Genomic DNA, 15388 nt, shown 5'->3' with positions numbered 1-15388 from the left:
ACAATCCCCACACTAAGGTCTTATGACAGCAGCAATCAGCCCATTTCTCACCTTCGATACGCATATCGACATTCCTTGGCCAGATCAGGGCGATATGATGAACCCTGAAACAACGCGCAAAGTGGACTACCATAAGGCGCGCCAAGGTGGCCTGCACAGTGTATGTCTTGCTGCCTATATCCCCCAAGGCCCACTGAGCGATACAGGGCACGCTGAAGCCTTTCAGCGTGCCCAGGACATGCTGTCCGTAATCACATCCCTCCCACAACAAGCAAGCCCATCCACTCCTCTACGTATCTGCCGTACGGCAGACAGTATTATTCAAGCCAAAAAAGAAGGTGCCCTTGCCGTCGTCCCAGTCATCGAGAATGGTTATGCTCTCGGCGAAAACCCTGAAAATGTTGGTTTTTTCGTAAATAATTTTGGCGTTCGGTATATTACCCTAACCCATAATGGGCATAATGCTCTGGCTGATGCGGCCATCGCACGCGCTGATTTAGGTGATTTACCGACCCGTCATGGCGGCCTATCTCCGCTCGGACGTCAAGCAATCTCAGCCATGAACGATCATGGTGTTGTGATTGATGTATCCCATGCGGCGCGCTCAACGATGATGCAAGCAACAGAAATTTCTAAAACTCCAATTGTTGCCAGCCATTCATGCGCTCGCGCATTATGTGACCACCCTCGCAACCTTGATGACGAACAACTTTTACGTCTGCGGGATACGGGCGGCGTTATACAAATCACAGCCATGAGCAGTTTCTTACGCAAAGGTGGTGGCGGTACACTCAATGATCTTGTGCAGCATGTTCGTTATGTTGCGGATAAGATCGGCGTCCGGCACGTCGGAATATCATCTGACTTTGATGGGGGAGGCGGCATACAAGGATGGGAGGACGCTTCTAAAACGCATAACGTGACCCAAGCACTCGTAAAAGCTGGTTTCGTAAACGATGAGCTTAACGCTGTTTGGGGAGGCAACATGCTTAGGGTGCTTCAGAGCGCTGAAACATATGCAAAACACCCTGTGAAATAAGGTCCATTTTTGCGAGGGCGTCGATAAAAATCGGCGTCTCTTGCCACAAACAAAACCATTTGTCCACGACCATTCTGGTGCAGATGTAAATTTAATTCATATGAAAGCCCTCTAGAGCACAGAGAAAGAGAACGAAAACAAAACACCTTTATTTTCAATAACTTATGCTTTATGCCTAAAAAATAGGCAATCTGAAAGCAAGTCTGGAAGATCAAGGCCTTCATGATTCTGTCACACCTCAACCCACAGACTTGTCCACAGGATCAGTGGATGACTATAACCCCATCATGAATGACACATCAGCATCTTCTTCCCCCATCCAGAAAAGCACCGAACAGGCAACTTCCGTCACGCCTTCACCAATTGGGGCCGATGCTATCCGCGCTGCATTAAGGACAATCCCGCATAACCCTGGCGTCTATCGTATGCTGGGCGACAAAGGGGAGGTGCTCTATGTCGGCAAAGCATTAAATCTTAAAAACCGCGTATCCTCTTATCTACGCCTACAACAGTTACCAGAGCGCTTGCGCCGCATGGTATCTCTGACGCACAGCATGGAAATTGTGATTACTTCCAGTGAAGCAGACGCGCTTTTACTCGAAGCAAATTATATCAAACGCATGAAGCCTCGCTTCAATATCTTACTGCGTGACGATAAGAGCCTGCCTTGGCTTGTCCTCACAGAAGGGCACCCCTTCGCACAAGTAACCAAACAACGCGGAAAGCCCATCAAAGGAGCCAGCTATTGGGGACCATTTGCTTCCGCTTGGGCGGTCAACCAAACATTAAACGTCCTGCAAAGAAATTTCCTTCTACGTTCATGCTCAGACGCCATTCTCTCTAGCCGAACACGCCCATGCCTTTTACATCAAATCAAACGCTGCTCAGCGCCATGCGTCGACCGTATCTCTAAAGAAAATTATGCTGACCTATTAGAGCAAGCCAAATTATTTTTATCTGGGAAAAATACAGAACTGCACGACAAACTCATTAGAGAGATGGAAGAAGCTTCAGCTAATCTTGAGTTTGAACGTGCCGCTTCATTAAGAGACCGCATTCGTGGTTTCACCGGCACTCAACATTCAGATGTCATCAACCCTACCGCATTACCTGATACTGATGTTATCGCACTTTGGCAGGCAGCAGGACGCAGCTGCATTCAAGTCTTTTTCATCCGTGGAGGGCGCAATAACGGCAATAGAGCATTTTACCCATCACATGATGCAGACGAAACGCCATCTGCCGTACTCAGTGCTTTTTTACTGCAATTCTACGATAACAAACCCCCGCCACCCTCACTTCTCATTAATGAACCTTTGGAAGAACAAGATCTTTTAGCAGCCGCACTATCATCAAAAAGCACGAAAAAAATTCAGATTACTTTACCTCAGCGCGGACAGAAGAAAGATATTCTAGATCACGCCATCCTAAATGCACGTGAAGCACTCGAACGCAAATTAGCAGAAAGCACCGGACAACGTCAGCTCCTTGAAGGCGTCGCTAAAGCTTTTGACTTGCCAACCGTCCCGCAGCGCATCGAAACATACGATAACTCACACATCATGGGGCAGGCGCCGTATGGTGTGATGGTCGTCGGTGGGCCTGATGGGTTTGAGAAACGTGCCTACCGCAAATACTCAATTCGAAGCGATATAGCCCCCGGAGATGACTTCGGCATGATGCGCGAAGTTATGGAACGCCGCTTCAAGCGAACCCCTTCAGAAACTCAACCTGCTTCCATTACGGATAAGCCAGACCTCTTATTGATTGATGGCGGGCAGGGACAGTTTAACGCGGTGCAGCGTATTCTTACGGAACTCGGCGTAACCGATATTCCCATCGTAGGAATCGCTAAAGGTGTAGACCGCAATGCTGGGCGTGAATGGTTTTTTACGTCCCACAAACCTCCATTCCAACTCCCAGAGCGTGACCCAGTGCTCTATTATCTGCAACGCCTACGTGATGAAGCCCACCGCTTTGCTATTACAACACATAGGAGCGGACGCTCTAAAAAGCTTACGTCTTCATCTCTGGATGACATCCCAGGAGTGGGCCCCGCACGCAAAAAAATTCTTTTGCATCACTTTGGCTCCGCACGTGACGTACGGCAGGCCAGCCTTGAAGCGCTCTTATCCGTTCCGGGTATCAATCGCGTTACAGCAGAGACGGTTCATGCGCATTTCCACCCAGAAGCTTTCTAAGGCTGTACAGAAAAATAGTATAAAATTTCACATGGTTGTCGCAGTTATCGCGTATCATCCGCTGAAAATTTTCTCTACACTTACCTTCTGATGCTGACAGATCTGCCAAACGTCCTCACGCTTTTGCGTATTGCCTCCATTCCTGCCCTTGTTGCGTTGCTTATGCTCAACACGGCAGTTGGTCACCTTGCGGCCTTAATCGTTTATACCCTTGCGTGTATTACCGATTATCTTGATGGTGCGCTCGCTCGGCGTTGGCAACAGCATTCAGAGCTTGGTCGCATGATGGACCCTATTGCGGATAAATTGCTTGTTGGAGCGCTTTTACTCGCTCTCGCGGGCATTAATGCACTGCCGTGTTATTCCCTCTTCGCCGCAATCATAATCCTTCTCCGTGAGATTACCGTTAGCGGCTTGCGCGAATATGTTGCCAGCAAAGGTGGAAAACTTCCTTCAACGCGCCTCGCTAAATGGAAAACCGGCATACAAATGGTCTCAATAGGCTTCCTTCTTGCCGGCAATGATACCGCCAGACTTATTGGTTTACAGAACCTCAATGCCAGCGGCATTGGTGGCACCCTGTTATGGCTTTCAATCATACCAACGGTATTAAGCGGATACGGATACGCTAAGGCGGCATTTACACATATGCAAAAAAAACCCATATAATTGGGTCAGTTGCGTATTCTTTACATTAAGCTCGCGTGAGATATAGAAATTCCTCGAGCAACGCGCTAACAAAGATGATGTACTGCTTGGGAGTAGAACATGCGTAGAGCTGCTTTATTAGCAGTCCCTCTTGTCCTGAGTGGCTGCTCAGGATTGGGAAAGTATTTTCACGACACTCTTTTTTGGCCGGGCTACAACCCCAATCAGCCTCAAGGAAATAGCGAAAACCTATTAAGGGTTCGCGGTGAAAGCGTTACGCCTCCAGCACTTTTACCAACCGTGGGCAACATCTGGCCAGCAGCACCGCGCCCACTACCAACCCTACAAGATGCGGCCAACCCCAATAGCAACTTCAACCGTACGTTAGCAAATCCCAAAACATATCTAGGTGACGACAGCTTCAATGCTGCAACGTTACCATCGGACCACTCATTAGGCACCCAAATTAAATCTGGGAGCTCTTTGTCTATCGGCGAAAATGCATCCATTCATGACGGCGTCTCCGCTGATCAGAGCCACTTACCTGTTCTTCCCACCAGCGTGCCTGATGCTGCAAAAAACTATTTAAAACATAGTTCTAGCCGAAGCATCACCATTCCAAACGGGAATGGCACCAGTACCATCATTAATAGCGATGGCTCTACGCGCACCATCAAAGATTCTACACGATAAAAACAACCATAGGGGTTCACAATGTGCACCCCTATGGAGCATCCCTTCCTTAAGAATAGTGACGTACTATTGTCTTAAGACGCCCTTGTATGCACACACGCTCTTCTGAAAAAATTTGTACATCATATGCTGAATTCGCAGGCTCCAACGCCACAGAGCGGCCGTAGCGGCGAAATGTTTTTAACGTCACCTCTTGATTGTCAACGAGCGCTACCGCTATTTGGCCGTTCTCAACAGACCGACATTCTTGAATAATAGCCGTATCCCCATCATGGATACCTGCATCAATCATAGAATCACCGGAAACAATGAGAGCATAGTGCTTGCCCGAAGAGAGCATAGAAAGCGGCACATCAACACTATGATCAGCATGTTCAATAGCTTCCATAGGCAGGCCCGCCGCAATACGCCCTAACACAGGCAATGCTACCATAGCAGGCAACTCATGAGCACGCTGCGGCTCAGAAAAAACGCCTTGCAGCACATTCGTGTTCGACGCTTTTTTCTCCACCTCTAACGGTGCCCCTAATGGAACCCCCTCAAGCATTGGCACTCGCAGCACCTCAAGAGCGCGCGCACGATGATGGTGCCGTTTGAGGAAGCCTCGGTCTTCCAAAGCAGAAATTAAACGATGAATACCCGACTTGGAACGTAGCGAAAGAGCATCCTTCATCTCATCAAAGGATGGAGAATACCCTGTCTGCTTCAGATGCTTATCAATATACAAAAGAAGTTGGTACTGTTTTGGCGTAAGCATCTTGAAAGCGTTCCGAAGGGTATAACAAAAAAAACGACTTAACGTTCATCATAAGTTCTCAAATACCCCACCGCAAGCCTTGAAAGACAAGCTCGCATCCGGAAGCTCTGATAAAATTAGAAACCTCTTTTTTGGGAATATATCGCAGGAAACTCTTGACCTTCAGGTCCAAAATACGCATGTTGCGCGGAATTCTGCTGAATCGTCGTTCCACTTTCGGCGGGCGACACTAAAAGCGGCTTTTGTCCGAGGGTAACATGGCAAAGACTAACGTCATTCAAATTCGTCTCGTCTCTTCCGCAGAAACGGGATACTTCTACGTAACCAAGAAGAACGCTCGTTCTGCAACCGGCAAGATGGAAGTGCGCAAGTACGACCCAGTAGTCCGTAAGCACGTGACGTTCCGTGAAGCGAAAATCAAGTAATCTGATTTTCGAATCCACAAAAAAAGCGGCTCAGAAGAGCCGCTTTTTTTGTGAGCACACGCCTAGAACAATTTATCATTTGGTCCATACGGAATAACAATATCGCCATTCCGTGTTAAATTAAGCATCGCACGAGAACGCTCATCCAACATATCCGCATCAAGAGCATGCTCTTTTAAAGCAGCGACCCGCCGTCGCCACATGAGTTGCTCTGCCTGTGCGTTTTGCTCCGCCAAAAGCGCTTCTTGCTTGAGTTGGGTTTGTTCTTGATACGCACGAATGCCATGATCGCCGTGTAACGCATTCCACCCAAAATAGGCAGTAAGCCCAATAAAGAGGGTAGGGGCCGCAATAGCCTTAAAGCCTCTACGCAATATCTTTACCGCCTGCACCCGATCACCCTCGCTCGTCGCTACGCTTAATGCGTAGACTATAACAAATCGACCTTATGCTACAAATAGAAACACCCATAGCATTACGCTATGGGTGCCCCAAAAAACACTTCATCAGTGCAAGCTAACGTTTGCTTCTGATGTTATGCCTTCAAAATGCTACGGCCTGCATAGCGAGCCGCACTACCAAGCTGCTGCTCAATACGGATCAATTGGTTGTACTTCGCCGTACGGTCAGAACGTGACAGGGAACCTGTCTTGATCTGCGCGCAGTTCGTGGCAACAGCAAGATCTGCAATTACAGCATCTTCCGTCTCACCTGAACGATGGCTCATAACGCAACGGTAACCCGCTTTATGCGCCGTCTCAACGGCTTCCAGCGTTTCCGTCAAAGTGCCAATCTGGTTAACCTTAACAAGCAGAGCATTGCCTGTTCCTGCAGCGATACCACGACGCAGACGCTCCGGGTTCGTGACAAACAAATCATCACCAACCAACTGCACACGACCGCCCAGACGCTTCGTCAGCTCTGCCCAACCTTCCCAATCATCTTCAGCCAAGCCGTCTTCGATGGAAACGATAGGGAACTTACGCGTCAGATCATCAAGATAAGAAATCATACCGTCTGAATCGAAGGTCTTACCTTCACCCTTCAGATTGTACTGACCATCACGATAAAATTCCGTAGAAGCACAATCCAGTGCGAAGGTGACATCTTCACCCGGGCGGTAACCGGCAGCTTCAACAGACTTTGAAATAAAGCCCAGAGCTTCTTCTGCAGATTGTAGGTTCGGCGCAAAACCACCTTCATCACCAACGTTGGTGTTGTGACCTGCAGCAGAAAGACCTTTTTTCAGAGCCGTAAAAATCTCTGACCCCATACGAACAGCTTCAGCAATCGTTGAAGCGCCGACCGGCTGGATCATGAATTCTTGGATGTCGATGGGGTTATCAGCATGCTCACCACCATTCACGATGTTCATCATCGGAACGGGAAGAGTATGCGCGAACACACCGCCAACATAACGATACAATGGCAGTTCGAGCTCTTCAGCCGTTGCCTTTGCGACCGCCAAAGAAACACCCAAAATAGCATTCGCACCAAGGCGAGACTTATTCGGGGTGCCATCAAGTTCAATCATCGCATTATCAATTGCGATTTGATCTTCAGATTCAGCACCTTGCAGAACTTCGAGAATTTCACTCTCTACGAAACCACAGGCCTTCTGTACGCCCTTACCATTAAAACGGGACTTATCTCCGTCACGCAGTTCAACAGCTTCATGCGCACCTGTTGAAGCGCCTGACGGAACAGCAGCACGACCACGGGCTCCAGAGGAAAGTTCTACTTCAACCTCAACGGTTGGATTGCCGCGACTATCCAGAATCTCGCGGGCAATGATATCGACAATAGCGCTCATGGGGGCTCTCCTCGTAAAAAGTGTGAGCCGGGATCGGCTCGAACCCAGACGGAACGGAAAGTAGTCGTCTCAAAATCAGGACCGGAGGTCAATCTCGTAGATGCGTTTACCGTTTTTAATATTCCTACTGAGCTTTGTAGGACTCGTGCCTTTTGCCTTCTTGGGAGGCAGCATTTTCATTGGCCATCTCTTCGCCCCACAACCACACCTCATGATGGCACTACTCGCCTACGGAGCGTGCGTTCTCTCATTTCTTGGCGCTGTGCACTGGGGCCTCGCGATGGAGAGACCCGATATTATCTCCAATCGCACAACCTCAGACCTTGATAGATGGAGACTAATATTCGGCGTATGCCCTGCTGTTTTAGCATGGCTGTCGCTCTATATCGGTATGGTCATCAACCTTAGGTCCGGCCTAACAACCGAGATATTAGGATTCGTGGCAGCTTATAGTGTTGAGAAAATAGGATGGAAAAGAGGGGCTGTACCACAAGGCTACATACGACTGCGCCCAGCACTTACCATCGGAGCCGTTGCCAGCTTGATAATAGCACTATTGGGAACCTGAACGGTACAGATTCCCAACAATACGTTACTTCAAAAAGATTTGTTCAACGCGTCAATTGCTTTAAGGCGCGTTAACAAACCACGCATCTCAGACAATGGAACCATCGTTGGGCCATCACTCGGTGCGCGGTCAGGATCTTGATGAGTTTCGATAAAGACCGCTGAAACGCCAATCGCCAACGCTGCACGCGCTAATGGTTCCACAAACTCGCGCTGCCCACCCGTGGAAGCACCCAAGCCACCCGGCTGTTGAACAGAGTGCGTTGCATCGAATACAACCGGATAACCAGTTTGCGCCATAATCGGCAAACCACGAAAATCACTTACAAGCGTATTGTAACCAAAGCTTGTTCCACGATCGCAAAGCATAATGCGCTCATTGCCGGTTGAAGCAATTTTCTTTGCCACATTTTCCATGTCCCACGGCGCAAGAAACTGACCTTTTTTGACGTTAATCGCCTTGCCAGTTTTCCCCGCAGCCAACAGAAGATCTGTCTGACGGCACAAAAACGCAGGAATTTGCAGCACATCCACAACTTCAGCTGCGACTGCACATTGCTCCGCAGTATGCACATCCGTCAGGACCGGAATATCAAAGCGTGAGCGCACCTCAGCCAGAATATCCAGCCCGACATCCATGCCAATGCCGCGCGCAGCGCTAACCGAACTACGATTGGCCTTATCATAGCTGCTTTTATAAATCAGCCCGATACCAAGCTCCGCACACAGACTGTGCAGAGCCTCCGCCATTTCCAACGCATGTTCACGGGACTCAATCTGGCATGGTCCCGCAATCAATGCGAACGGTGCTTTGGGGCCAATTGTCAGCCCCTTAACCGTAATACTCACTGTGCCGTCTGCCGCTTTTGAGCTGCTTTAATGAAACCCGCAAATAATGGGTGCGGATCAAATGGCTTAGACATCAGCTCCGGATGGTATTGCACACCGATGAAGAATGGATGGTCTGGGTATTCCACAACCTCTGGTAACACGCCATCCGGCGACATCCCAGAGAACCGCAGACCTGTAGCTTCCAAACGATCACGGTAATTCAGGTTCACTTCCCAGCGGTGACGGTGACGCTCACGCACTTCCGTACGGCCATACACCTGCGCCACGCGCGAACCTTCTGCGAGCTTTGCAGCATATGCGCCAAGACGCATAGTACCGCCCAAATCACCGCCTTCACGACGACGCAATAACTCATTGCCACGAGCCCACTCTGTCATCAGCCCAACAAGCGGCTCGGATGTTGGGCCGAACTCGGTGGAAGAGGCTTTAGGCAGACCTGCCAAGGAACGAGCACACTCAATGACAGCCATCTGCATACCAAAACAGATACCCAAGAATGGAATGCCGTTTTCACGTGCATAGCGAACAGCAAGAATCTTGCCTTCCGCACCACGCTCGCCAAAGCCACCAGGAACCAGAATAGCATCGACACCCTGTAGACGCTCAGACACGTCACCGGTTTTTTCGAACTCTTCAGATTCAATCCACTCAAGCTTTACGCGTACATTATTGGCGATACCGCCGTGCAACAGCGCTTCAGCCAAGGACTTATAGCTATCAAGAAGGGCTGTGTACTTACCAATAACCGCAACCCGCACTTCGCCTTCAGGCTCACGAATAGCGTGAACAATCTTTTCCCAACGAGACAGGTCGGGTGAACCTTCATGAGGCAAGCCGAAATAGCGCAGAACCTCACTATCCATACCTTCACGATGGTACGAAATTGGGCAAGCGTAAATCGTATCTACGTCCAAAGCTGCAATAACGGCCTGCGGACGAACGTTACAGAAATTCGCAATTTTCTGACGCTCATTATCCGGGATTGGACGATCTGAACGGCACAGAAGAACTTGAGGCTGAATACCAACATTCTGCAATTCCTTTACGGAATGCTGGGTTGGCTTCGTCTTCAGTTCACCCGCTGACGGGATATAAGGAAGAAGCGTCAAATGCACGCACATGGTCTGGTCATGACCAAGATCATTACGCAGTTGGCGAATAGCCTCCAAGAACGGCAAGCTTTCGATGTCGCCTACGGTACCGCCAATTTCGACAAGAACGAAATCATATTCGTCCGTCCCGGCGACAACTACATCTTTAATTGCATCTGTGATGTGCGGGATAACCTGAACGGTCCCACCCAAATAATCCCCACGGCGCTCACGCGCGATCACATCTGAATAGATGCGTCCCGTTGTCGCGTTATCAGCACGGCGCGCATGAACGCCGGTAAAGCGCTCATAATGACCAAGGTCGAGATCTGTTTCAGCACCATCGTCGGTGATGAAAACCTCGCCATGCTGATACGGGCTCATGGTGCCCGGATCGACGTTGAGATAGGGGTCCAACTTACGCATACGGACTTTATAGCCGCGTGCTTGAAGGAGGGCTGCAAGGGCTGCTGAAGCAATGCCCTTACCAAGAGAGGAAACCACACCGCCGGTGATGAATACAAAGCGCGTCATGGGCGTTCTTCATACACTGAAGATGGGGGGAAGGGGAAGCGTCCATTCACGATCTTGGACGCATCTCCTCCCTTTTTTTGTTAGTGTGTTCCCGAAGTACCAGTCGCAGGCGCTTGTGGCGCGGACTGGGTTGCTGGCTGTGCCAAAATATCATGCCCGCCAACGCCGGAAGAGGCACCGCGGTTCAACAAAGCCAGCACCAAACACAGCACCATAAAAATGCCAGCCAAGATGGAGGTCGCACGCGTCAGAAGAGTTGCCGTACCACGCCCTGTCATGAACGAACCCATGCCTTGGCTGCTACCAATTCCCAAACCGCCACCTTCACTGCGCTGAATGAGGATTGTACCAATCAAGGCCAATGCAACCAGCAGATTAATAACGAGAAGTGCAGTGGTCATGAGTTATAAGGTCCAGAGAGAGGTTGAGAAGAGAGTTGTAAGGATGCAGCCTCAGCAATCTGCGTAAAGCGCAGCGCATCAAGACTAGCGTTCCCAACCAAAACGCCACCAATTGAACGAATGGACAAAATGGCATGCGCCTGATCAGGCGTAACAGAGCCGCCATACAGGATTGGCACGCGAATGTCATCCTTCTTAAGCCGAGAGCGCAGCAAACCACTCAAAAGATACAGCGTACGCTCCAACTCATCCCGTGAGGGTGTCACGCCGCTACCAATAGCCCAAATAGGCTCATATGCGAGCACACCTTCAAAGTCGCTGGTCAATGATCCATCAATTTGACTGGCTAGGACGGATGCCGCACGCCCTTCCTGGCGCTCATGCATCGTTTCCCCAATGCACACCACAGGCCGAAGCCCTGCATCCATGGCTGCACGCACCTTGAGACGAATAAGCGCATCCGTTTCACCATGCGCTTGCCGACGCTCAGAATGCCCCAAAATCACATAACGTGCCCCAAGATCTGCAAGCATCTCAGCAGAGATGTCTCCTGTATGCGCGCCATTATGGGACATATGACAATCTTGCCCGCCCACTAAAATCGTCTCTCCGACATTACGGGCGCGCAAAATACGGCTGGTACGCTCAATTTGCGTAAAAGGGGGACAAATGACCAAACGTACATCGTTCGGCAAAGCACGAGCTCTCTGGAGCACATCGCACGTCAACTGATGCGCGCTTGCTCGTAGCCCATTCATCTTCCAATTGCCGATAATGAGCTTCGGCGATTCGTTCATGCCTTCTCCGCGTCAGGACTCTGACCTTAAAAACCTGTACCAAAATACTTGAACTAACGTCGAACCTACGCTTGTTCTGGTCAAGCCGGGTTCACGACATTATGGTGCCCGCTGGTTCTTTAAAGGCAGCTTTGCCAACATACCATCCCGACGTTACGACAGCCGGATCCATTCTGACCCCATGATTACCACACTTCGCCACCTCTTTGTTGATTCCTGGGCCGGTCGCGCGGCCGCTTTCCTCATTTTCCTCGCCTTCATTGGCTGGGGGGTAGGGGATGTGTTCAACAGCAGCAACTCTGCCTCTCCCAATACGATTGCGAAGGTCGGGGATCGTGAAATTTCAGCCGAAACCTTCGCGCGTGCTTTGGAAACACAACTTCCAAACGCAGCACAACGGCTAGGTTATCAGGATGTTGCGCATCTGCCAGCGGCAGCGCGACAGCAAATCGCACGCGAGATTTTGCGTAGCCTTGTTATTCAACAAGAAACACAACTCGCAGCAGAACATGCAGGCATGTCTGTTCCAGACGGCATGATCCGCGATGAGATATTCAGCATTCCCGCATTCCATAATGCGGCAGGGCAATTTGACCGCTCTTTAATGAATCAACGAATCGAGCGTATGGGTTTAACTGAAAAGCGCTTGATCGAATTGGTGCGTGAAGACATCATCAGCCGCTCATTGCTGCAAGGCATTGGCGCATCAGCACATGCGTCTTCTATTTTGACCAACCTTTTGATCGATTTTGAAAGCGACACACACCGCCTAAGCGTGCTGCGCATTCCGTTTTCCGCGCATAAAGCAACGAACACGCCAAGTGAAGAGCAGCTTCGCCGCTTCTACGACAATCACCCGGACCTCTTCAAAACACCTGAGTTCCGCCACATTAAAGCAGTCCTCATGACGCCTGAGACGGTTGCAAGCACCATCGAAGTCTCAGACGACATTCTACATAAATTGTATGATATGCAGGCTCGTATCTATAATTTGCCGGAAACGCGCTCGCTGCAAGTTTTGTCCTTTACGGATCAAGCGAAAGCACAAGACGCGGCGAATAGCTGGAAAAATGGTACGTCATGGGATGCGCTGGTCAAAGCCAACCCATCCGCCATCCCAGCAACACCTGAAAAAGCGCGCAAAAGTGACCTCCCCAATGCCGAACTAGCACAAGCCGCCTTCGCTGCTCCGTCTCAAACAGTACAAGGCCCGGTGCACACGGCATTTGGCTGGGTTATCTTTAAAGTCACCGACATTATTGCGCCACATCACACCGACTTTGCGCAAGTTAAAGATCAACTGCGCCATGACGTACAACAACAGCAGGCACCTGAAGCCCTGCAAGCACGCCTGCATCGTTTTCAAGATGCCATTGCCGGTTCAAGTGATCTTGAGAAAATCCCAAGCGACCTTGGCGCAGCTCCCATTGCCGGCACACTGGACGCGCAAGGTATGACACCAGAAGGCGTGCCCGCGCCTATCCCAGGCGGCCCACAATTGCGGACTGCAATTATCCAGCAGGCATTCGCGCAAAAAGCCCTTGCTGCGCCCCATATTGTCTCAGGCCCCGATAATGCCGCTTATGCACTTATTGTCGACAGCATTCGCCCCGGCAATGTGCAACCTTTCGATAATGTCCGCAGTGCCGTCGCCGCAGCATGGGCAGAAGACCAAGCCAAGCATTTGGCGGATCTGCGCGCAACAGCTCTTTACACGCAAGCAAAAAAGAGCGGGCTTTCAGTCGCCGTGTCCGGTCAACCCGAAGCCAATGATCTATGGCAGAATGTTGATGTATCCCGCGCCAAGCCTGACAGCCGCCTCCCAAGCATCGTCACGCGCAATCTCTTCACGTTGAAGCCGCATGAAAGTGCCATGTACCAAAGTGATGATGCTTTTTGGCTGGTAACACTGGACGGTATCGAAGCGTCTGCACCAGCAGACCGTACGACCATCCAGCATGGCGTTGAGGGGCAATATACCCAGTCCTTACAGATGGATATCCCAGACGCCATTAGCACGGCGCTTGAGAAGCAATGGCCGATGACCCATCTCAACATGCCTCTCTTCAATCAAGTTGTAACGTCTGCACAGAGCAATAACGCACAATGACCGAAGCCGTGAACGTCCTCTTTTCCGTTGAGGCAGCCGATCTCTTAACGCCAGTATCAGCCTATCTGAAACTGGCCCATCTCTCTGACAGCCCCTTTCGTATGCTGTTTGAAAGCGTGGAAGGAGGGGCCTCACGCGGACGTTACACGGTTATTGCTCTTCGCCCTGATTGGGTGTGGCGATGCCGTCACGGCATCGCCACACTTGATGGAGCACCACTCTCCGGGAACCCACTCGATACACTCGATACATTAGTGGAAGAGAGCGCTCTGGAACTCCCCGACAACCTTCCTCCTATGATTGGCGGCGTCTTTGGTGTGTTAGGCTATGATATGGTCCGACACATGGAGAACCTGCCTCATGCGCCTCAGGATGATCTAGGCCTTTCAGAAGGCATCATGATCCGACCAAGCCTTTTCGCTGTTTTTGATGCTGTAAGAGATGAGCTCACATTAGCCGTACCTCTTCGAGGAGGCATGACAGAAGAGGCAGCTCAAAACCTGTTGAGTGAAGCTCGCACGGCACTCAACTCTCCCCTAGGCTACACAACACCACATCTTCCTGCCGGGACAAAGCTTGCGCCGCCCGTTAGTAACATGACGCAAGAAGCATTTGAAAACAGCGTACGCACAGCACAAGAATACATTGCAGCAGGCGATGCATTCCAAATTGTGCCCAGCCAACGTTTCACGACCGACTTCCCACTGCCACCACTTGAGCTGTATCGTAGCTTGCGCCGCATTAACCCAGCGCCTTTCCTCTTCTTATTGGAAATGGATGAATATGCCTTAGTCGGTTCATCCCCAGAAATTCTGGTCCGCCTACGTGACGAAACCGTCACAGTGCGCCCCCTTGCTGGCACCCGCCCACGCGGCGCTTCTCACGCCGAAGATATCGCACTCGAAGAAGAACTCCTCGCGGACCAAAAAGAACGTGCGGAACATCTGATGCTCATTGACCTTGGACGCAATGATGTTGGCCGGGTCGCACAATCAGGGTCTGTGCGTGTACCAGATCAATTCGTTGTGGAGCGTTACAGCCATGTGATGCATATTTCCTCAACGGTCACCGGCACTATTGCAGAAGGCAAGACCGCCAAAGATGCGCTTATTGCAGCCTTCCCGGCAGGAACTCTCACGGGAGCACCAAAAATCCGGGCGATGGAAATCATTGACGAGCTCGAACCAACCCGACGCGGCCCCTATGCTGGCTGCATCGGCTACTTCGGAGCAGATGGGCAAATGGATACATGTATCGGCCTGCGCATGGGGTTAGTCCATAACGGCAAGCTGCATGTTCAAGCGGGATGCGGCGTTGTCGCGGACAGTGACCCCCACGCAGAGTTTCTTGAAACAAAAGCCAAAGCCCGTGCCGTCTTAAAGGCAGCAGAGCTTGCTATCGAAAATGCCACACATCAAATTTAACATATACGAATGATGTATGTATGAAAGTTAGATGTG

The 15388-nt window shown here is 50.5% G+C and carries 15 protein-coding genes; 8 read left to right on the top strand and 7 right to left on the bottom strand.

Translation table 11 applies throughout. From position 1 onward, the window contains the following. The first annotated feature begins 22 nt into the window (after positions 1-22). The 4 genes from KB213_RS06610 to KB213_RS06595 all read left to right on the top strand — a co-directional run bounded on the left by KB213_RS06610 (position 23) and on the right by KB213_RS06595 (position 4581). Positions 23-1039: a dipeptidase gene (locus KB213_RS06610; protein WP_211681434.1), complete on the top strand. Its 1017-nt coding sequence runs from the start codon at positions 23-25 to the stop codon at positions 1037-1039. Between the two features lie 287 nt (positions 1040-1326). After that, positions 1327-3240 carry an excinuclease ABC subunit UvrC gene (gene uvrC / locus KB213_RS06605; RefSeq protein ID WP_211681694.1) on the top strand — a complete coding sequence of 638 codons (1914 nt, stop codon included), beginning with the start codon at positions 1327-1329 and terminating at the stop codon, positions 3238-3240. A gap of 90 nt (positions 3241-3330) precedes the next feature. Beyond that, positions 3331-3909 (top strand): CDP-diacylglycerol--glycerol-3-phosphate 3-phosphatidyltransferase, encoded by a 579-nt coding sequence (gene pgsA, locus KB213_RS06600; protein ID WP_211681432.1) that lies wholly within the window; start codon positions 3331-3333, stop codon positions 3907-3909. A 99-nt stretch (positions 3910-4008) separates the two neighbouring features. Further along, a complete protein-coding gene (locus KB213_RS06595; RefSeq protein WP_211681430.1) occupies positions 4009-4581 on the top strand; it encodes a hypothetical protein in 573 nt (190 codons plus the stop codon). A gap of 49 nt (positions 4582-4630) precedes the next feature. Here KB213_RS06595 and lexA read toward each other — a convergent pair whose 3' ends face one another. After that, positions 4631-5338 carry a transcriptional repressor LexA gene (gene lexA, locus KB213_RS06590; RefSeq protein ID WP_211681429.1) on the bottom strand — a complete coding sequence of 236 codons (708 nt, stop codon included), beginning with the start codon at positions 5336-5338 and terminating at the stop codon, positions 4631-4633. 257 nt (positions 5339-5595) lie between these two features. Between lexA and rpmG the strand changes: the two genes are divergently transcribed. Next, positions 5596-5763: a 50S ribosomal protein L33 gene (gene rpmG, locus KB213_RS06585; protein ID WP_084366875.1), complete on the top strand. Its 168-nt coding sequence runs from the start codon at positions 5596-5598 to the stop codon at positions 5761-5763. A gap of 62 nt (positions 5764-5825) precedes the next feature. On the opposite strand, the gene KB213_RS06580 is transcribed toward rpmG, so the two are convergent. Together KB213_RS06580 and eno are read right to left on the bottom strand one after the other, a co-directional pair. Continuing rightward, on the bottom strand, positions 5826-6155 hold the full coding sequence (locus KB213_RS06580) for an FtsB family cell division protein (RefSeq protein WP_211681426.1): 330 nt from the start codon (positions 6153-6155) through the stop codon (positions 5826-5828). A gap of 143 nt (positions 6156-6298) precedes the next feature. Further along, positions 6299-7576: a phosphopyruvate hydratase gene (eno, locus tag KB213_RS06575; RefSeq protein ID WP_211681424.1), complete on the bottom strand. Its 1278-nt coding sequence runs from the start codon at positions 7574-7576 to the stop codon at positions 6299-6301. A gap of 100 nt (positions 7577-7676) precedes the next feature. On the opposite strand from eno, the gene KB213_RS06570 reads away from it, so the two are divergent. Then, the gene (locus KB213_RS06570) at positions 7677-8144 is read left to right on the top strand and encodes a DUF3429 domain-containing protein (protein ID WP_211681422.1); all 468 of its coding nucleotides are present in this window, start codon (positions 7677-7679) and stop codon (positions 8142-8144) included. A 29-nt stretch (positions 8145-8173) separates the two neighbouring features. On the opposite strand, the gene kdsA is transcribed toward KB213_RS06570, so the two are convergent. The 4 genes from kdsA to tpiA all read right to left on the bottom strand — a co-directional run bounded on the left by kdsA (position 8174) and on the right by tpiA (position 11818). Further along, complete coding sequence (gene kdsA / locus KB213_RS06565) at positions 8174-8992, bottom strand: 3-deoxy-8-phosphooctulonate synthase (protein ID WP_211681420.1); 819 nt, start codon at positions 8990-8992, stop codon at positions 8174-8176. Continuing rightward, complete coding sequence (locus tag KB213_RS06560; protein WP_211681418.1) at positions 8989-10620, bottom strand: CTP synthase; 1632 nt, start codon at positions 10618-10620, stop codon at positions 8989-8991. The genes kdsA and KB213_RS06560 overlap by 4 nt, the downstream gene beginning before the upstream one ends. Before the next feature lie 80 nt (positions 10621-10700). Further along, complete coding sequence (gene secG, locus KB213_RS06555; RefSeq protein ID WP_211681416.1) at positions 10701-11021, bottom strand: preprotein translocase subunit SecG; 321 nt, start codon at positions 11019-11021, stop codon at positions 10701-10703. Continuing rightward, positions 11018-11818, bottom strand: a complete 801-nt coding sequence (gene tpiA / locus KB213_RS06550; RefSeq protein WP_211681414.1) for a triose-phosphate isomerase — start codon at positions 11816-11818, stop codon at positions 11018-11020. Before tpiA ends, secG begins: the two co-directional genes overlap by 4 nt. A 181-nt stretch (positions 11819-11999) precedes the next feature. Between tpiA and KB213_RS06545 the strand changes: the two genes are divergently transcribed. Continuing rightward, positions 12000-13928, top strand: a complete 1929-nt coding sequence (locus KB213_RS06545) for a peptidylprolyl isomerase (RefSeq protein WP_211681412.1) — start codon at positions 12000-12002, stop codon at positions 13926-13928. Further along, positions 13925-15352 carry an anthranilate synthase component I gene (gene trpE / locus KB213_RS06540; RefSeq protein ID WP_211681410.1) on the top strand — a complete coding sequence of 476 codons (1428 nt, stop codon included), beginning with the start codon at positions 13925-13927 and terminating at the stop codon, positions 15350-15352. Before KB213_RS06545 ends, trpE begins: the two co-directional genes overlap by 4 nt. Positions 15353-15388 lie beyond the last annotated feature (36 nt).

Source organism: Neokomagataea anthophila (assembly GCF_018122595.1).
Classification (GTDB): domain Bacteria; phylum Pseudomonadota; class Alphaproteobacteria; order Acetobacterales; family Acetobacteraceae; genus Gluconobacter; species Gluconobacter anthophilus.
Note: the sequence above shows the minus strand (reverse complement) of the source record. Positions and strands in the feature narration are given on the sequence as shown.

Coding starts and splice junctions, on each gene's coding strand:
- KB213_RS06610 (WP_211681434.1), top strand. CDS start 23: ATGACAGCAGCAATCAGCCCATTTCTCACCTTCGATACGCATATCGAC.
- pgsA (WP_211681432.1), top strand. CDS start 3,331: ATGCTGACAGATCTGCCAAACGTCCTCACGCTTTTGCGTATTGCCTCC.
- rpmG (WP_084366875.1), top strand. CDS start 5,596: ATGGCAAAGACTAACGTCATTCAAATTCGTCTCGTCTCTTCCGCAGAA.
- trpE (WP_211681410.1), top strand. CDS start 13,925: ATGACCGAAGCCGTGAACGTCCTCTTTTCCGTTGAGGCAGCCGATCTC.
- KB213_RS06595 (WP_211681430.1), top strand. CDS start 4,009: ATGCGTAGAGCTGCTTTATTAGCAGTCCCTCTTGTCCTGAGTGGCTGC.
- uvrC (WP_211681694.1), top strand. CDS start 1,327: ATGAATGACACATCAGCATCTTCTTCCCCCATCCAGAAAAGCACCGAA.
- lexA (WP_211681429.1), bottom strand. CDS start 5,338: ATGCTTACGCCAAAACAGTACCAACTTCTTTTGTATATTGATAAGCAT.
- eno (WP_211681424.1), bottom strand. CDS start 7,576: ATGAGCGCTATTGTCGATATCATTGCCCGCGAGATTCTGGATAGTCGC.
- KB213_RS06570 (WP_211681422.1), top strand. CDS start 7,677: ATGCGTTTACCGTTTTTAATATTCCTACTGAGCTTTGTAGGACTCGTG.
- secG (WP_211681416.1), bottom strand. CDS start 11,021: ATGACCACTGCACTTCTCGTTATTAATCTGCTGGTTGCATTGGCCTTG.
- KB213_RS06545 (WP_211681412.1), top strand. CDS start 12,000: ATGATTACCACACTTCGCCACCTCTTTGTTGATTCCTGGGCCGGTCGC.
- KB213_RS06560 (WP_211681418.1), bottom strand. CDS start 10,620: ATGACGCGCTTTGTATTCATCACCGGCGGTGTGGTTTCCTCTCTTGGT.
- tpiA (WP_211681414.1), bottom strand. CDS start 11,818: ATGAACGAATCGCCGAAGCTCATTATCGGCAATTGGAAGATGAATGGG.